This window comes from Cellulosimicrobium cellulans, from assembly GCF_042723955.1.
Lineage (GTDB): Bacteria > Actinomycetota > Actinomycetes > Actinomycetales > Cellulomonadaceae > Cellulosimicrobium > Cellulosimicrobium cellulans_H.
The window spans coordinates 1-16901 of sequence record NZ_JBHXIC010000060.1; the positions used below are offsets into that span (position 1 = coordinate 1).

Genomic DNA, 16901 nt, shown 5'->3' on the forward strand with positions numbered 1-16901 from the left:
GGCTCTTTTTGTGTTCTGGTGTGTGCGCGGTTGTGGGGGGGCCTGGGTGGGTGGTTGTCTCGGTTGTCCACAACCCCCCCCCCCCACCACACCCCTGGGTGGGCGCCCACCCCCTCCCACCCCCCCCCGGGTCGGAGACCCGCGCAGGTGCGCGCGTCGCGTCGTCGGCGACGGTCACGCCGTGCCTCCACCGCCCGAGCCGGTGCGGCTCGGGACATCGGCCTCGGTGCCACCGGCGGCGCGGTCGTCGCGCCCCGTCGCCGGGCCCTCGGACGCCGGCGCCTCGGCCACCGGGGCGTCGGCCGCACCCGCGGCTCCCGTCACCGCGACGGCGCCGTCGGCGTCGTCCTCCCGACCGGGGGTCCGCAGGTTCCAGCGCGTGATGACGAAGCGGAAGAGGAAGTAGTAGATCAGCGCGTACCCGAGCCCGATCGGGATGAGCAGGAGGGGCATCTCGGCGATCCGGAAGTTCAGCAGGTAGTCGATCGCGCCCGCCGAGAACCCGAAGCCGTCGCGGATGCCGAGGGCGTTGACCAGGGCGAGCGACGTCCCCGTGAGGACCGCGTGGATGACGTACAGCGGGTAGGCCACGAACACGAACGCGAACTCGAGCGGCTCGGTGACGCCCGTGACGAACGAGACGAGCGCGGCGGAGCCCATGATGCCCGCGACGACCTTGCGCTGGGCCGGCTTTGCGGTGTGGACGATGGCGAGCGCCGCGGCCGGGAGGGCGAACATCATGATGGGGAAGAAGCCGGTGAGGAACGTGCCGGCCGTGGGGTCACCGGCCAGGAACCGGAAGATGTCCCCGTTCGCGACGTCACCGTCGGGTGAGGTGTACTCGCCGAACTGGAACCACGGCAGCGAGTTGAGCAGGTGGTGCAGGCCGATCGGCAGGAGCAGGCGGTTGAGCGTGCCGAAGATGAACGCGCCGAGGATCGTCGACCCTGTGACGAACCCGCCGATCGTGTCGTTGATGAGCCAGTCGAACGCCGGGTAGATGAGGGCGCCCACGACGGCGATGACGACGGACACCCCGGCCGTGACGATCGGCACGAAACGTCGCCCGCCGAAGAACGCGAGGTACTGCGGCAGCTTGATCCGGTAGTACTTCTGGTATAGCAGCGCGGCCGTCAGTCCGATGACGATGCCGCCGAGCACGCCGTAGTTGATGAGCTCCTGCGCCTCGCCCTCGGCGGGCTCGCCCAGGACGTAGGGCGACAGCGTGTCGCTGACGCCGGCGAACACGAGATACCCGATGAGGGCCGCGAGCCCCGTCGTGCCGTCAGCCTTCTTCGCGTACCCGACCGCGACGCCGAGGGCGAAGATGATCGGGAGGTTGTTGAACAACGCGCTTCCGGCCGCGTTGAGCACGTCGGCGACGGGCTGCATCCACGCGAAGGTGCCGGCGACGCCATCGGCCCCGAGCATGTCGGGCTGACCCAGGCGCAGCAGCAGCGCGGCGGCGGGCAGGGACGCGATGGGCAGCATGAGGGAGCGCCCGACGCGTTGGAGCTGCGCGAAGCCGGGTACCCCCTTCTTCGTCCTCGTCGGTTCGGCGACGGTGGTCATGTGTCGTTCTCCTCCTGGGTGGGCCTGGGGCGCAGGCCGGGATGCGTCGAGCGGCGGCTGTGGCGCGACGTCGTACGGGCGTCGTTGCCGGTCCCTGGGCACGACGAGAAGACCTGGGGTCGTCGTCCCCGGACACCCGGTCCAGGTTGTCTGGACCACTTGCAGGAAGAGTGGTCTAGACCTCATGATGTGTCAACCCCCGGAGGTGACCCGGGACACACGGACAGGTCCACGGCCCGCGTCGCCGCAGGTCGGACGACGGAGAATGCACCCGTGGAGATCGAGGCACCGACGCAGGGCCGTCCGCTCGGACAGGGCGCGGACACGGACGTAGGACCCGGACGAGGACGAGGACGCGGCACGACGATGAGCAGGTCACGATCACAGGCGAGCGAGCACAAGTACCTCACGGTGCGCGCCTACCTCGCCGACCTCGTGGCGAGCGAGCTCTCCGTCGGCGACGCCGTGCCGTCCGAGCGCAGCCTGACGGAGAAGTTCGGCGTCTCGCGCATGACCGTGCGCCAGGCGATCGACGCGCTCGTGACGGAGGGCGTGCTCGAGCGCGCGCAGGGCCGTGGGACGTTCGTCGCACCGCCCCGTGCGGACTTCGAGATGCGCCTCACGACGTTCGGCGAGGAGGCACGACGGCGCGGCATGGAGCCGGGTACGGACGTGCTCGAGGTCGGCACGGTCCCCGCGCCGGCGTCGGTCGCCGAGTCGCTCGGGCGCGCGACGGGCGACCCCATGCACCACGTGGTGCGCCTGCGCTCCGCCGACGGGTCTCCGATGAGCGTCGAGGAGGCGTGGATCCCCGTCGACCTCGCCCCGGACCTGCTCGCCGACGGCGTCCCCGAGAGCCTCTACGGCGCCCTGCGCGAGCGCGGCCTGGCCCCCACGTGGGGCGAGGACACGATCACCGCGTCCGACGCCACGGTCCAGGAGCAGAAGCTCCTCGGGCTGCGCGCGTCACGGGCAGTCATGCGCACCGTGCGCCGCACGTTCGCGGGCGACGCGCCGCTCATGTACTCGCGGTCGAGCTACCGCGGCGACCGGTACAGCGTGTTCGTCCCGCTGCGCGAGGCCCGCCCGACGCTCGTCCCGCGCGCGGTCGCGACCGAGGCGACGACCACCCCCGACCCGACGCCCACCGACCACCTCGACCCCGTGCCAGTGCCGGCCCGGGCGACCGAAGGGAACGACCGATGACACAGTCCGACGCAGAGCGCGCCGCGACGATCCTCGCCGGGCTCGGCGGGGTGGCGAACATCGACGAGATCGACCCGTGCACCACCCGGCTGAGATCGCTCGTCAAGGACCCCGCGCTCGTCGACGCCGCGCTCCTGCGGCGCGCCGGAGCGTTCGGCGTCATGGTCAACGGCCGGGTCGTCCAGGTCGTCGTCGGCCCGCAGGTCGACACGATCGCGTCCGATCTCGCCGACCTCATGTGAGGACCCGGCAGCACCGCCGTCGCACCACCCCCGACGACGGCGTCCCGACCCCGCGCGCCCCGCGCACCCCGACCGGCACGGCAGCCGGTCGGGACACCTGACCCGGCTCCGGCCGGACCCGGACCACGAGGAGCACCCGTGAGCAAGGCAGAGCAGATTCTCCGAGGCCTCGGCGGCGACGCGAACGTCGTCGACCTGGAGGCGTGCATCACGCGCCTGCGCGTCGAGGTCGAGGACCCGGCGCTCGTCGACGACGCGACCCTGACCGCGGCCGGGGCGATCGCCGTCGTGCGGTCGGGCGCCGCGATCCAGGTCATCGTCGGCCCGGACGCCGACAACATCGCCTCCGACATCGAGGACCTGCGCTGATGGCCGCGCCGCTCACGGTGCTCGTCCCCGTCACGGGCACGGTCATCGACGTCGCCGACGTCGAGGACCCCGTCTTCTCCGCGGGGCTCGTCGGGCCGGGGCTCGCCGTCGAGCCCGACGACGCGCAGGGCGGCGAGGCCGTCGCGCCCATCACGGGCACGGTCGTCAAGCTCCACCCGCACGCGTTCGTCGTGCAGCACGACGACGGCCGCGCCGTCCTCGTGCACCTCGGGATCAACACCGTCCAGCTCGGCGGCGAGGGCTTCACCACGCACGTCGCGCAGGGCGACCACGTCGAGCGCGGCACCGTGCTCGTCTCGTGGGACCCGAAGGCCGTCCGTGCCGGCGGCCGGTCGGCCGTGTGCCCGGTCGTCGCGCTCGAGGCGGTCCCCGACGACGTGACCTCGCTCGCCGAGGTCGGCGCGTGGGCCGCCCACGGCGAGGAGCTCCTCACCTGGGGCTGACGCCCGGTGCCGAACCCGGGGTTGCCGGCCAGCCCGAGGCCGAACCCGGCGATGTCCCCGGGCTCGGCCGAGTCCGGAGCGACAAGTCCGGGTTCGGCGCACCTCGGTCGTGCGGTCAGCCGCGCAGCGGGAGCGTGAGGGACGGGACGTCGCCCGGCTCGCCGCGGTCGACCACGCGGACCGGGACGCCCCAGTCCTGCTGCGCGAGGTGGCACGCGGGGAAGACGTCGGGGTCGGGCTCGCCGTCGGGGCCGAGCGGGACGACGTCGCAGGAGGCTGCCCGCGCGGTCACGTGCAGCACGCCCTCGCGGACCTCGGGGTTGATGACGAGGTCGCGTCCGAGCTCGACGCCGGTCCCGTCTCCCGACAGCAGCAGCTCGGACGGGGTGGCGCTCACGCGCAGCTCCGTCGACGGGCCGAACCGGTCGTCGAGCTTCTGCCCCGGCGCCGGGACGAACGGGACGTCGAGCCACAGCGACCCTGCCTCGATGTCCGTGACGGGCCGCTGCGTGCGGTGCGCGCCGCCGTCGAGCACCTCGCCCGCGAGCGACGCGGGCAGCGCGACGCGCGTGAGCCGGTGCGCCGCGGACTCCACGACGAGCAGGTGGACCTGCGGCGCGCCGTCAGGCCCTTCGCCCACCTGCACGACGACGCCGCTCGGCTCGGCGAGGTCCGTCGCCAGGGTCGTGACGTCGCCGGCGATCCGCGTCCCGGAGGTGTCGTCGCCGACGCTCCCGGCGTCACCAGCCGCCGGGGCGAACCGGCGCAGCGCGCCGTCGTAGGTGTCGGCGACGACGACGCTCCCGTCGGGCAGCGTCGCGACGCCGAGCGGGTGCTGCATGAGCGCCTGCTCGGCCGGGCCGTCGCGGTGGCCGAAGTCGAACAGTCCCTGGCCCACGGCGGTCCGGACCTCGACGCCCCCGCCGGGCACCGTGGTCACGCGACGCAGCGCCGACGTCTCCGAGTCCGCGACCCAGATCGCCCGGTCCGCACCGACGGCCAGCCCGGACGGCTGCGCGAACCACGCGGAGACGCCCAACCCGTCCTCCAGGCCCTCGTTCATCGTCCCGGCGAGGTGCGTCATCGAGCCCTGCTCGCCGTCGAACGCCCACAGCGTGTGGTTGCCTGCCATCGCGACGACGAACGCCGCGAGGTCCTGCGACCAGGCCACGTCCCAGGGTGACGAGAGGCGCACGTCGAGCGGCGCGTACTGGCCGCCCGGCTCGGCAGGCCCGTGGCCCGTGATCTCGGCGCCCCGTCGGCCCTCCCGCAGCACGACGTTCTCGACCCCGCCCACCATGAACTGCTCGCCCGTGCCCGCGACGGTCGTCACGCGCCCGTCGGCGAGGCGCACGCCGCGCAGGACGTGGTTCGCCGTGTCCGCGACGACGACGTCGTACTCGAGCCACGACCGCAGCTCGACCGGGACGAGGCACAACCCGTTGGGCTCGGCGAACCGCGCGTCGTCGGGGCCGCCGTCGGCGAGCCCACGCTCGCCGGACCCGATGCGCCGGACGAGCGACTCGCCGTCGGGCAGGAGCTCGGCGAGCGAGTGGTGCCCGGCGTCCGCGACGAGCAGGTTGCCGCCGGGCAGCTCGATCGCCTTCGCGGGGAAGCGCAGCGTGCCCGACGACGGCGCGGGCGGCACGTACGGGCCGTCGCCCCGGTGCAGCGTGCCCTTCGCGTCGTGCTCGGCGACGAGCTCCTCGACGAGGGCGGCGATCGCGGACGCGTGCCCCTCCCCCGCCATCTGCGCGACGACGTAGCCCTCGGGGTCGATGACGACGAGCGTCGGCCAGGCGCGCGCGGCGTAGGCGGACCACGTGACGAGCTCGGGGTCGTCGAGCACGGGGTGGTGCACCTCGTACCGCTCGACCGCGGCCGCGAGCGCCACCGGGTCCGCCTCGTGCTCGAACTTGGGCGAGTGCACGCCCACGATCACCAGCACGTCACGGTGGGCCTCTTCGAGCTCGCGCAGCTCGTCGAGGACGTGCAGGCAGTTGACGCAGCAGAAGGTCCAGAAGTCGGCCACCACGATCTTCCCCCGCAGGTCCGCGAGAGTCAGGGTCTTGCCGCCGGTGTTGAGCCAGCCGCGGCCGACCAGCTCGGACGCGCGGACGCGGGGAAGTCGCTCGGAGGTCACGCCTCCCATTGTCGCGCGACCTCCGACCCTTGACTCACATACCCCTGGTGGGTATATTCGCCATCGTTCGATACCCCGCCGGGGTATCCGGGACGAAGAAGGAACGCGATGAGCATCGTCGAGATCGAGTACCAGGTGACCGGCATGACCTGCGGCCACTGCGAGATGTCGGTGCGCGAGGAGGTCGGGCAGGTGCCCGGCGTCTCCGCGATCGACGTGAGCGCCACCACCGGTCGGCTCGTCGTCACGGCCGACCAGCCCTTCGACGACGCCGCGGTCGTGGCCGCCGTCGACGAGGCCGGGTACCAGGCGGTGCGGGTGCCATGAGAGCCCCAGCGCGGATCGGACTGTACGCCGCAGGGCTCGGCGTCGTGTTCGTCGCCTCGGCCGCGATCGCCGGGGCCGTCGTCCCGGAGGACGCCGTGCCGGACCCCGCCCCCTCGCACGCCCCGGAGCATGCCTCCGAGGAGCAGCGCACGCCGGCCGGTGACCGCGAGCAGGAGAGCACGAGAGGAGCGGGCATGACACGCGGACTGTCCCTGGAGCAGGACGGCTACGTGCTGGGCGAGGTCGAGGCCCCCGGGACGGTGGGCGAGGCCGGCGAGCTGGTCTTCACCGTCACCGACCCCGCCGGCGAGCCCGTCACGGAGTTCGACGTCGCGCACGAGCAGCGGCTGCACCTGATCGTCGTGCGCTCCGACGGCGCGCACTTCCGGCACGTCCACCCTGAGATGGACGCGGACGGGCGCTGGTCGCTGCCGTGGACCTGGGACGCCGCCGGGACCTACCGCGTCTACGCGGACGCCGCGCCCAGCGCGGGCGACGCCGTCACGCTGACCCGCACGGTCGACGTCGCGGGCGACCTCGCCCCGGTCCGCGACGCCGAGGTCTCCACCACGGCGTCGGTCGACGGCTACGACGTCGCGCTCGACGGCCATCTCGAGGCCGGCACGGCCTCCCGGCTGACCGTCAAGGTCACCCGCGACGGCCAGCCGGTCACCACGCTCGAGCCCTACCTGGGCGCCTACGGGCACCTCGTCGCACTGCGCGACGGCGACCTCGCCTATCTGCACGCGCACCCCGAGGGGGACGAGCCGGAGGCGGGCCAGGTATCCGGCCCGACCGTGACGTTCGGCGTCGAGGCACCGACGCCGGGCCGGTACCTGCTGTACCTCGACTTCCAGGTGGAGGGCCAGGTGCGCACGGCGGCGTTCGTCGTCGAGGCGACGGCCGACGGCGCTCCCGCCCCCGCGCCGGACGACGCCCCCGCCGCCGGTCACGACCCGGCGACGCACGACCACTGACCACACCCGCACACCCGGCAGCACGCCGCCGGGCCGGAAGGAGGACCTCATGACGGCACCGGCCGCCCCGTCACCGGGGACGTTCGTCGAGCTCGAGATCGGCGGGATGACGTGCGCCTCGTGCGCGATGCGGATCGAGAAGAAGCTCAACAAGCTCGAGGGCGTCACCGCGACCGTGAACTACGCGACGGAGAAGGCGAAGGTCACCGTCCCGGAGGGCGTCGACGCCGCCACGCTCATCGCCGAGGTCGAGAAGACCGGCTACACCGCGCAGCTCCCGCGCGTCGAGGACCCCGAGGTCCCGGCGTCGGCCGAGGCGGAGGACGCCGACCCCGAGCTCACCGCGCTGCGGCAGCGCCTGGTCGGGGCCGTGGTGCTCTCGGTCCCGGTCATCGCGATGGCGATGGTCCCTGCGCTCCAGTTCACGTACTGGCAGTGGGCCAGCCTCGCGCTCGCCGCGCCGGTCGTCGTGTGGGCGGCCTGGCCGTTCCACCGCGCCGCGTGGACCAACCTGCGCCACGGCGCGGCGACGATGGACACCCTCATCTCCGTCGGGACCAGCGCCGCGTTCCTCTGGTCCCTCTACGCCCTGTTCCTGGGCACGGCCGGGGAGCCGGGCATGACGCACCCGTTCACGCTGTCCGTCGCGGCCACCGACGGCGCCGGGAACATCTACCTGGAGGTCGCGGCCGGCGTCACGACCTTCATCCTCGCCGGCCGCTACTTCGAGAAGCGGTCCAAGCGGCAGGCCGGCGCCGCGCTGCGCGCCCTGCTCGAGCTCGGCGCCAAGGACGTGGCGGTGCTGCGCGACGGCGCCGAGACCCGCATCCCGATCTCCGAGCTCGCCGTGGGCGACGAGTTCGTCGTGCGCCCCGGCGAGAAGATCGCCACGGACGGCACCGTCGTCGCCGGCACCTCCGCCGTCGACGCCTCGATGCTCACGGGCGAGTCCGTGCCCGTCGAGGTGGGCGAGGGCGACGCCGTCACCGGCGCGACCGTCAACGCGGGCGGACGCCTCGTCGTGCGCGCGACGCGCGTCGGCGGCGACACGCAGCTCGCGCAGATGGCCCGGCTCGTCGAGGACGCCCAGTCCGGCAAGGCCCAGGTCCAGCGGCTCGCCGACCGCGTCTCGGCGGTCTTCGTCCCCGTCGCCATCGCGATCGCCGTCGGCACCCTCGGCGCGTGGCTCGGCGCGGGCGCGCCCGCCTCGGCCGCGTTCACGGCCGCCGTCGCGGTCCTCATCATCGCGTGCCCGTGCGCCCTCGGCCTCGCCACCCCGACTGCGCTGCTCGTCGGGACAGGGCGCGGCGCGCAGATGGGCATCCTCATCAAGGGACCCGAGGTGCTGGAGTCCACGCGCGCCGTGGACACCGTCGTGCTCGACAAGACGGGGACCGTGACCACGGGCGTCATGACGCTGACCGACGTCGGCACCGGCACCGGGGTCGACCGCGCCGAGCTCCTGCGCCTCGCCGGGGCGCTCGAGGACGCCTCGGAGCACCCGGTCGCCCGGGCGATCGCCCGGGGCGCCGCCCAGGAGGTGGGCCCGCTCCCCGTGGTTGCGGAGTTCACCAACGTCGAGGGCAAGGGCGTGCAGGGCGTCGTGGACGGGCACGCCGTCCTCGTCGGCCGCGAGTCCCTCCTCGCCGAGTGGGCGCAGCACCTCCCGCGCGAGCTCGCCGACGCCAAGGCGCGCGCCGAGGAGCAGGGCGGCACGGCCGTCGTCGTCGGCTGGGACGGGCGCGCCCGCGGGATCCTCGTGGTGGCCGACACGGTCAGGCCCACGAGCGCCGAGGCGATCCGCCAGCTCCGCGCGCTCGGGCTCACCCCGGTGCTCCTCACCGGCGACAACGCGACCGTCGCACGCCGGATCGCGGCCGAGGTCGGCATCGACGAGGTGATCGCCGAGGTCATGCCGCGCGACAAGGTCGACGTCGTCAGCCGGCTCCAGGGCGAGGGCAAGGTCGTCGCGATGGTCGGCGACGGCGTGAACGACGCCGCGGCCCTCGCCCAGGCGGACCTGGGGCTGGCCATGGGGACGGGCACGGACGTCGCGATCGAGGCCGCCGACATCACGCTCGTGCGGGGCGACCTCCGCTCCGCGGCCGACGCGATCCGCCTCGCGCGGCGGACGCTCGGCACGATCAAGGTGAACCTGTTCTGGGCCTTCGCCTACAACGTCGCCGCGATCCCGCTGGCCGCGCTCGGCCTGCTCAACCCCATGCTCGCGGGCGCCGCGATGGCGTTCTCCAGCGTCTTCGTCGTGGGCAACAGCCTGCGCCTGCGGTCGTTCACGAGCCGGGCCACGAACCCGGAGCCGGCGGTCACCACCCCGGGCGTGCCCGCCGACACGGTCCTCCCCGCGCGCGCGTCGTGAGGCCGTCCGGCGCTCGGACGGTCCTCGTCCGGGCGCCGGGTCTCAGACGCGCGACGCCGTGACGTCCCCGACGACGCGCACCTCGACCTCGACGCCGTCGACGGTGTCGGGGACGTCGACGGCGTCGGAGGTCACGTTGACGCGCAGCAGCCAGTCGTCGACGACGTCCTGCGCCCGCGGGCCGCGCACGGGCGCACCCGACACGTCGGCGCGGGCGATCCCGACGCCGGTCACTCCGTCGAGGCCCGCCAGCTCGTCGCGGAGCGCGGCCTTGGCCTCGCGGGCTCGTTCGAGGGTCGCCACGGCGAACCACCTCCCGGACCCATTGTGCGCCCGTCGGGGCGTTCGCGGCAGGGCCAGGAGTCCTTGCCGGGTGCCGTCAGCCGAGCAGCGTCGCGCCGAGCCGCTCCAGCACCGTCCCGACCGGGTTGCAGTACGTGAGGCCGCTGCCGTTCGCGCCGCCCGTCTCCGACCCTGCGAAGAGGAGGCCGAGCGCGACCCCGTCCTCCCGGTACACGAGCGACCCCGAGTCGCCGCCGCGCGAGAACGGCCCGTCGCCCGTCGACTCGACCTCGATCTGGTCGTCGAACCGCAGCGCGCCGAGGCCGTCGCCGTAGCCCACCACGACGTCGTCGAGCTCGATGGCCGTGACGCGGCCCGCCGTGACGCCGGTGGTCCGGCCGGACTTGCCGACCACCTCGCCGCCCAGGGCGACCGCCGTCTCCGTGACCCGGCCGACGGGATAGTCCGGGTCCACGGCGGGGTCGTCGAGGAGCGCGACGGCGGCGTCGACGGTCTGCGTGACGCCCGCCTCCAGCGGGACGAGCGCCGCGAGGGTGCCGACGCGGTCGTCGGGCGCGCTGCCTCCGTCGGCCGGGCCGGGCTGCACGACGACGTCCCCGACCCGGGCGGACGGCGAGCCCGCGAGCACGTGCCAGTTCGAGAGCGCGTAGACCGACGGGGCGTCCGCGCCCGCCACGGGCGGCTCGCCGACGCGCACGAACGCGCCGAGCGTCCCGGCGGTCACGTCCACGTGGGCGATCGAGACACCCGGACGCAGCGGCCGGACCCGGCCCGTCTCCCCCGTCGCGTACGCGGTGACGACGGGCGGGCGCACCCCGGGCCTGTCGTCCCCTGCGCCACCGCGCGCCGTCGGACCGGTGAGCGGGCGGATCCGTCCCGTGCGTCGCACGTCGACCGTGTCCCCCGCCTCCGAGGCGACCTTGCGCGCGATGCTGCGCGCGGTCGGCACGCCCAACCGGTACCGGACCGCGATGGCGTACCCGCCGTCGTCGTGCGGGGCGAGGCCGATCGCGAGGGTGGGCGCGCGCACGACCTCGGCAGCGTCGGGCACGTCACGCGCCTCGATCGCCACCCCGGACCGCTCCGCGAGCTCGCGCGCGTAGTCCGCGAGCTGCGACTTGATCTCTCGTGCCTTCTGCTGGTCCATCGGTGCACCGTCCCCTCGCCCGACGAACGGCTCCCGCCGTCCGCGTCCTGCCGAGCGAGTCTGACGGCAGCCGCCCACACCCGCACCGCGCCACGCCGGGGACTGCCCTGACGCGGCACGCGACACGGCGACGCGCTCAGGTCCGCGGTGGCTCGACCGCGAGACCCGAGCGCCGCGCCCGGCGCCCGACGGTCCACAGGAACGCCGCGACGGCGAGCGCGACGACCGCCGCGACGAGGGCCGCGTGCGCCTGGTGCAGGCGGTCGTACACGTACCACCAGTCCGCACCGTCCGGTCCGCCCGCGGACCTCGCGAACATCTCCGCGACGTACCACCGGTTCGCCCACGCGACGAGCAGCGCGGCCCCGACGACCGCCCCGACGACCCCCAGCGCCGTCGCGAGCCGCCCTGCGCGCTCGGTCCACCGTCGTCCCGCTGCCGTGCCCCCGTGCGTCATGCGGGGCATCCTCTCGTGCTGGCGGCGCTCGGCGCCAGACCCCGGCTCAGGCGCGGAGCAGCTGCTCCACGCGGACCGACCGGCGGCGCGCGACGACGAGCGTCGTCACCGCGACGGAGGCAAGGCCCCACAGCACGAGCGCGACGGCGTCACCCGCCCCTCCGGCCGCTCCCGGGTCGATGATCGACGCGAGCAGGCGGAGCGCCGAGCCCACGGGCAGGACGTCGCGCAGGCCCGTGAGCGCGGCGGGGACCGTCGCGACGATGCCGGTCGCGACGAGCAGCACCGCCACGAGCAGGCTGATCGCGCGCCCCACGTTCCCGAGCAGCGCGGCGAGCGCCTGGTTGAGCGCGACGAAGACCACCGACGCGAGCGCCCCGACCGCGAGCAGACCGATCCAGCCGCCCACGCTCGCCCCCTCGACCGCGGCGAGGACGCCGCCGACCACGAGACCCGTCGCCGCGGCGATCCCCGCCGGCAGCGCGAGCGCGGCGAGCGCGAGCCGTCCCGCGGTCCGCGTCGACCCGAGGAGCTTGGCGGACACGGGCGGGAAGGCGACGAAGATCGCGAGCGCCCCGAGCCACAGGGCGAGGACGGCGAACAGCGGGCCGGTCGACCCGGTGCCGAGGTCGTCGACACCAGGCGCGGAGACCGGGTCCGCGACGACCGCCGAGAGGTTCTCGCGCTCCGCGTCCGTGTAGGAGGGGATCTGCTCGGTCGCGTCGCCGAGCCCCTGGGCCAGCTCGGTCGTCCCGTCCGCGAGCTGCCCGACGCCGCCCGCGAGGTCGCCAGCGCCCGTCGCCAGGTCCTGGGTCCCGGTCGCGAGCTGGTCGGCGCCCGTCCCGAGCGCCCCGACACCCGTCGCGAGCCCGTCCGCCCCCGTCGACAGCTCGCCCGCACCACCGGCGAGCTGCGCGGCTCCGTCGGCCACCTGGTCGGCGCCGGTCGCCAGCTGCCCGAGCCCCGTCGAGAGGTCGCGCGCTCCCCCGGCCACGCCCGCCGCGCCCGTGGCGGCCTGCGCCGCACCGCTCGCGAGCCGGTCCGCGCCCTGCGCGGCCTGGTCGACCCCGGCCGCGAGGGCGTAGAGCCCGGTGGGCCCGTTCGCGCCCGACGGCGCCCCGGCCAGGGCGGCGTTGCCCGCCGCGACCTCGGCCGCGCCGACCGCGAGCGGCCGCAGTGCGGCGAGCTGCTGGTCGAGCGCCACGCAGGCGGGCGACGTCGGGTCGGCCGCGCACCCCGCCTGGACCTTCTGCTGCTCGATCCCGGCGACCACCTGCGCGAGCCCGCCGGCGACGTCGCGCGACCCCGTCGCGAGCCTCGTCCCGAGCGCCGGGAGCGACGTGGACCCTCCACCGGGGAGGGGGACGGCCGCGATCGAGGCGTCGAGCGTGCCGAGTCCGCCCGCGAGGTCGGACGCTCCGCCCGAGACGCCCGCGACGCCGTCGGCCAGACCCTGGGCGCCGGTCGCGAGCGAGCCCGCGCCGGACGCGGACTGCGCGACCCCGTCCGCGACCTGCCGCGACCCGGTGGCGACGCCCCGCGCCCCGGTCGCGAGGTCGCCCACGCCGGACGCGAGCTGGTCCGCACCCGAGCCGAGCTCGCCGACACCGGACGCGAGCGCCCCGGCACCGGTCGCGAGCTCGCCTGCGCCGGACGCGAGCTGCGTCGCCCCGTCGCTGGCCTGGGACGCACCGTCGGCGAGCTGGCCGGCGCCGTCCGCGGCCTCGCCGAGCTGCTCGTTCAGGGTCGTGAAGCCGACGAGCACGCCGTCGACGTAGTTCTCGGTGAGCGTCGTGCCGAGCACGGAGGTGGCGGTGGTCGTGACGATGCGCGCGAGCGCCTCGTCCACGACCCGTCCGCCGGGCGCCGTCTCGACGATCAGCGTGGCCTGGGTCGCGTCGGACGCGTCGCCGCTGAACGACGTGGCCGCCGCGGAGAAGTCCTCCGGGATCGTCACGACGGCCGAGTAGGTGCCGTCGGCGAGCCCGGACGCGGCGTCGTCGGCGTCGGTGATGACCCAGTCGTAGTTCGTCGTGCCGGGGTCGGGCTGCACGGCGACCGGTCCGGTGTCCGTCGAGGCGGCACCCCCGCTCACGAGCCCGGCCGTGAGCTGACGTCCCAGCGGGACGGTCTGGCCGTCGACCTCGACGGGCTCGTCGAGGTTGACGATCGCCGCCTTCACCGTGTCGAGCCGCTCCTGCGGGTTCCACAGCGCCCACAGCAGCAGGCCCAGCACCGCGAGGGGCAGCGCGACGGCGGCGACGACGGTCCAGAGGCGTCGCGCGTCGAGCCGGGCCCTGGTGCCGGCGGGCGACGGTGCGTCCGGGGTGGTCGGGTCGGCCTGTGCCGTGTCGGGCGGGAAGACGCTCATGCGGGCACCTCCTCGGTGCGCGGGCCGACGACGGCCGCCGGGTCGGTGGGGGCGGGCACCGCGTGGGCGGGATCGGGGGCGTGGAGGTCGAGCACGTGCGTCCCCGGTGGGGCGAGATCGGTCGGCGCGGGCCCGACGGCGCCCAGGACGACCGCCGTGCCGCGTGCGGCCGCCCGGGCGAGCACCTCGGACAGAGCAGCCCTCTCGGCGGGGGACGTCACCGCGTCCGTCCCGACGACGGCGAGCAGCCGCGGGTCCTCGCGCAGCAGCGCGGCGACGCTCGCCGCGGCGGGCACGCGGTGCGCGGCGGGCGCGGGCGCGTCGCCCGGCAGCGCCGCGACGTCGGCCGCGAGGTCGACGAGCGCGACTCGGCGGCGCACGCTCAGCGCGCGCTCGGGCAGGACGAGGCCCGTCACCTTGAGCGCTCCCGCGGCCGGCCTGAGGCGCCCGGCGAGCGCCAGGACGACTCCCGACACCGCTGCGGGCGACGTCCCGTGCACGACGAGCGACCCGCCGTCGGGCACCCGCACCGTGACCGGCGCGGCGAGCGGGCCGTGCGCCCCGGCGACCACGAGGTCGTGCGCGACGACGGCGTCCGTGCTGCCGGGCTCCGGCCAGTCCGCGAGCGCAAGCTCCTTGGACAGACCCTCGCCCTCGACGTCGAACGACGGCAGCACCCGGTCGAGCCAGCGCGGCATCCACCACGCCTTGTCGCCGAGCATCGCGAGCACGGCGGGCACGAGCGTCATGCGCACGACGAACGCGTCGACGAGCACGCCGACCGCGAGCCCCAGCGCGATCGGTTTGAGGCTCATGTCGCCCTCGGGCACGAACGCCACGAACACGGCGAACATGATGACCGCGGCCGCGGTGACGACCTTCGCCGATGCCTGGAACCCCGTAAAGATCGACCGCCGCGCCTGGCCCGAGTGCACGTAGTCCTCGCGGATGCGCGCCACGAGGAACACCTCGTAGTCCATCGCGAGGCCGAACAGCACGCCCATGAGCACGATCGGCATGAACGAGATCACCGGGCCGAGCCGCGTGACGTGGAGTGCGTCCGCGAGGAACCCGTGCTCGAACACGAGCGTCACGACGCCGAACGCCGCGCCCACCGAGAACAGGTAGCCGAGCGTCGCCTTGATCGGCACCGCGACCGACCGGAACACCATCGTCAGCAGCACGAGCGAGAGTCCGACGACGACGAACGCGAACGGTAGCAGCGCCGCCCCCAGCTTCGCGGACACGTCGATCCCGACCGCCGTGAACCCCGTGACCGCGAGGTCCACGCCGTACTCGTCGAGGAAGTGGTCGTGCTGCGCGCGGATCTCCGTGACGAGGTCCTTGGTCTCCGCGGAGTCCGGCGCGCCCGTCGGGACGACCTGCACGATGCCGGTGTCCGCGGTGAGGTTGGGCGTCGCGAGCGGGACGTCGGCCACGCCCGGCAGGTCCGCGATCTCGTCGCCCAGGTCGTCCATGAGACCGACCGGGTCCGTCGACGTGACGATCGTCCCCGTGACGATGAGCGGGCCGTTGAAGCCGGGCCCGAAGTGCGCCGACACCAGGTCGTACGTGACGCGCGCCTGGTTGTCCTCGGGCAGCGTCCCCGCGTCCGGCAGCGCGAGCTGCAGGTCCCGCGCCGGCAGCGTCAGCAGCACGATCGCCGCGACGACGAGCCCGATCGTCAGCAGCGGGATCCGCGTGACGGTCCGCACCCACCCCGCGAAGAACCGGTTGCGGTGCTCTGTGGTCGCCGTCGAGCTCAAGGCGCCTGTGGTCGGGTCCGCGGCGGCCGCTCGTCCGGCCCGTCGCCCGGGCGACTCGGTCGCCCCGGCCGACCCTCCGCCGTCCGCTCCCGCGACCGCACGCCGTCGCCCACGCCGGCGCGGAGCCTTCGGGCGGAGCCGCTCTCCCGCGAACCCCAGCATGGCGGGCAGCAGCGTGATCGAGACGAGGACCGCGAGGCCGACGCCGACGGCGGCGGCGACGCCCATGACGGTGAGGAACGGGATGCCGGCGACGCCGAGCCCCACGAGCGCGATCATCACGGTGAGGCCCGCGAAGATGACGGCGGAGCCCGCCGTCGCGACGGACCGGGCGGCGGCCTCCTCGACGCTCAGACCGCTGGCGAGCTCGTCGCGGTGCCGAGACACGATGAACAGCGCGTAGTCGATGCCGACGGCGAGGCCGAGCATCACGGCGAGCATCGGGGTCGTGGAGTTGATCTGCGCGACGGCGGTCGCCGCGAACAGCAGGCCCATGCTCACGCCGACCCCCACGACGGCGTTGAGGAGCGGCAGCCCTGCGGCGACGAACGAGCCGAACGTGAGGACGAGCACGACGAGCGCGACGAGGAGGCCGAGGGCCTCGGTGACGGTGAGCGTCGGGAACTCGGTGCTGAAGAGCTGGCCGCCGAGCGCGGCCTGGGCGCCGTCGGGCAGGGCCGCGGCGAGGTCGTCGACGACGTCGCCGAGCGCGTCCTTCGTGGCGTCGGTGACCTCGCTCTGGCCCTCGTCGAGCTGGATGGTCATGAGCGTCGCGACGTCGTCGTCGCTGATCGACGCGGTCATGGTGTCGTCGTAGGGCGAGGTGATGGCGGCGACGCCGTCGACGTCGCCGAGCGCGGTGACGGCGTCCTCCACGGGTGCGCGGACGGCGTCGTCCTCGATGGTGGAGCCGTCGGGCGCGACGACGACGACCTGTGCGGATGCGCCGCTGACCTGGGGGAACGTCGCCGCGAGACGGTCGAGCGCCGCCTGGGACTCGGTGCCGGGGATCGTCACCTCGTCGTCGAGGCCCTGGCCCACGAGTCCCGCGAGCGCCCCGGCGAGGACGAGGATCCCGATCCACGCGGCGAGGACCAGCCGGCGCGCCCCGACCGCCCAGCGGCCGAGCGAGTACAGCGCTGAGGACACGAGCGGCCTCCCGGGGAGAGTGCAGACGGAT

At 74.7% G+C, this 16901-nt stretch carries 14 protein-coding genes; 7 read left to right on the forward strand and 7 right to left on the reverse strand.

From position 1 onward, the window contains the following. Positions 1-174 precede the first annotated feature (174 nt). On the reverse strand, positions 175-1572 hold the full coding sequence (locus tag ACFWH7_RS15145; protein ID WP_378217422.1) for a PTS transporter subunit EIIC: 1398 nt from the start codon (positions 1570-1572) through the stop codon (positions 175-177). 273 nt (positions 1573-1845) lie between these two features. Here ACFWH7_RS15145 and ACFWH7_RS15150 point away from each other — a divergent pair, with 273 nt between their 5' ends. The 4 genes from ACFWH7_RS15150 to ACFWH7_RS15165 all read left to right on the forward strand — a co-directional run bounded on the left by ACFWH7_RS15150 (position 1846) and on the right by ACFWH7_RS15165 (position 3853). Continuing rightward, positions 1846-2778 carry a GntR family transcriptional regulator gene (locus ACFWH7_RS15150; RefSeq protein ID WP_378217425.1) on the forward strand — a complete coding sequence of 311 codons (933 nt, stop codon included), beginning with the start codon at positions 1846-1848 and terminating at the stop codon, positions 2776-2778. Then, positions 2775-3020, forward strand: a complete 246-nt coding sequence (locus ACFWH7_RS15155) for a PTS transporter subunit EIIB (RefSeq protein WP_024839826.1) — start codon at positions 2775-2777, stop codon at positions 3018-3020. Before ACFWH7_RS15150 ends, ACFWH7_RS15155 begins: the two co-directional genes overlap by 4 nt. A gap of 138 nt (positions 3021-3158) precedes the next feature. Beyond that, positions 3159-3389: a PTS transporter subunit EIIB gene (locus ACFWH7_RS15160; RefSeq protein ID WP_047231877.1), complete on the forward strand. Its 231-nt coding sequence runs from the start codon at positions 3159-3161 to the stop codon at positions 3387-3389. Further along, positions 3389-3853, forward strand: coding sequence for a PTS sugar transporter subunit IIA (locus tag ACFWH7_RS15165; protein ID WP_378217428.1), 465 nt, complete (start codon positions 3389-3391; stop codon positions 3851-3853). The genes ACFWH7_RS15160 and ACFWH7_RS15165 overlap by 1 nt, the downstream gene beginning before the upstream one ends. A gap of 115 nt (positions 3854-3968) precedes the next feature. Here the strand turns inward: ACFWH7_RS15165 and ACFWH7_RS15170 are convergent, their stop codons facing one another. Beyond that, positions 3969-6005, reverse strand: coding sequence for an NHL domain-containing thioredoxin family protein (locus tag ACFWH7_RS15170; protein ID WP_378217430.1), 2037 nt, complete (start codon positions 6003-6005; stop codon positions 3969-3971). A 99-nt stretch (positions 6006-6104) separates the two neighbouring features. Between ACFWH7_RS15170 and ACFWH7_RS15175 the strand changes: the two genes are divergently transcribed. From ACFWH7_RS15175 to ACFWH7_RS15185, 3 genes are read left to right on the forward strand one after another with little or no spacing between them, the layout of a single operon-like run. Then, positions 6105-6323, forward strand: a complete 219-nt coding sequence (locus ACFWH7_RS15175; RefSeq protein ID WP_378217432.1) for a heavy-metal-associated domain-containing protein — start codon at positions 6105-6107, stop codon at positions 6321-6323. Then, complete coding sequence (locus tag ACFWH7_RS15180) at positions 6320-7300, forward strand: heavy-metal-associated domain-containing protein (protein WP_378217434.1); 981 nt, start codon at positions 6320-6322, stop codon at positions 7298-7300. Before ACFWH7_RS15175 ends, ACFWH7_RS15180 begins: the two co-directional genes overlap by 4 nt. Before the next feature lie 49 nt (positions 7301-7349). Further along, positions 7350-9677, forward strand: a complete 2328-nt coding sequence (locus tag ACFWH7_RS15185) for a heavy metal translocating P-type ATPase (protein WP_378217436.1) — start codon at positions 7350-7352, stop codon at positions 9675-9677. A 42-nt stretch (positions 9678-9719) separates the two neighbouring features. Here the strand turns inward: ACFWH7_RS15185 and ACFWH7_RS15190 are convergent, their stop codons facing one another. From ACFWH7_RS15190 to ACFWH7_RS15210, 5 genes are all read right to left on the reverse strand, one after another. Further along, the gene (locus ACFWH7_RS15190) at positions 9720-9980 is read right to left on the reverse strand and encodes a hypothetical protein (protein WP_378217438.1); all 261 of its coding nucleotides are present in this window, start codon (positions 9978-9980) and stop codon (positions 9720-9722) included. Positions 9981-10056: 76 nt separating this feature from the next. Next, complete coding sequence (locus ACFWH7_RS15195) at positions 10057-11127, reverse strand: chymotrypsin family serine protease (protein WP_378217441.1); 1071 nt, start codon at positions 11125-11127, stop codon at positions 10057-10059. A gap of 136 nt (positions 11128-11263) precedes the next feature. Beyond that, positions 11264-11584, reverse strand: a complete 321-nt coding sequence (locus ACFWH7_RS15200; RefSeq protein ID WP_378217443.1) for a hypothetical protein — start codon at positions 11582-11584, stop codon at positions 11264-11266. Between the two features lie 46 nt (positions 11585-11630). Then, positions 11631-13955, reverse strand: a complete 2325-nt coding sequence (locus ACFWH7_RS15205) for a hypothetical protein (RefSeq protein WP_378217445.1) — start codon at positions 13953-13955, stop codon at positions 11631-11633. Beyond that, entirely contained in the window at positions 13952-16870 is a 2919-nt protein-coding gene (locus ACFWH7_RS15210) for an MMPL family transporter (RefSeq protein ID WP_378217447.1), read from the reverse strand. The genes ACFWH7_RS15205 and ACFWH7_RS15210 overlap by 4 nt, the downstream gene beginning before the upstream one ends. Positions 16871-16901 lie beyond the last annotated feature (31 nt).

Coding starts and splice junctions, on each gene's coding strand:
- ACFWH7_RS15205 (WP_378217445.1), bottom strand. CDS start 13,955: ATGAGCGTCTTCCCGCCCGACACGGCACAGGCCGACCCGACCACCCCG.
- ACFWH7_RS15165 (WP_378217428.1), top strand. CDS start 3,389: ATGGCCGCGCCGCTCACGGTGCTCGTCCCCGTCACGGGCACGGTCATC.
- ACFWH7_RS15145 (WP_378217422.1), bottom strand. CDS start 1,572: ATGACCACCGTCGCCGAACCGACGAGGACGAAGAAGGGGGTACCCGGC.
- ACFWH7_RS15175 (WP_378217432.1), top strand. CDS start 6,105: ATGAGCATCGTCGAGATCGAGTACCAGGTGACCGGCATGACCTGCGGC.
- ACFWH7_RS15185 (WP_378217436.1), top strand. CDS start 7,350: ATGACGGCACCGGCCGCCCCGTCACCGGGGACGTTCGTCGAGCTCGAG.
- ACFWH7_RS15200 (WP_378217443.1), bottom strand. CDS start 11,584: ATGACGCACGGGGGCACGGCAGCGGGACGACGGTGGACCGAGCGCGCA.
- ACFWH7_RS15170 (WP_378217430.1), bottom strand. CDS start 6,005: ATGGGAGGCGTGACCTCCGAGCGACTTCCCCGCGTCCGCGCGTCCGAG.
- ACFWH7_RS15155 (WP_024839826.1), top strand. CDS start 2,775: ATGACACAGTCCGACGCAGAGCGCGCCGCGACGATCCTCGCCGGGCTC.
- ACFWH7_RS15180 (WP_378217434.1), top strand. CDS start 6,320: ATGAGAGCCCCAGCGCGGATCGGACTGTACGCCGCAGGGCTCGGCGTC.
- ACFWH7_RS15195 (WP_378217441.1), bottom strand. CDS start 11,127: ATGGACCAGCAGAAGGCACGAGAGATCAAGTCGCAGCTCGCGGACTAC.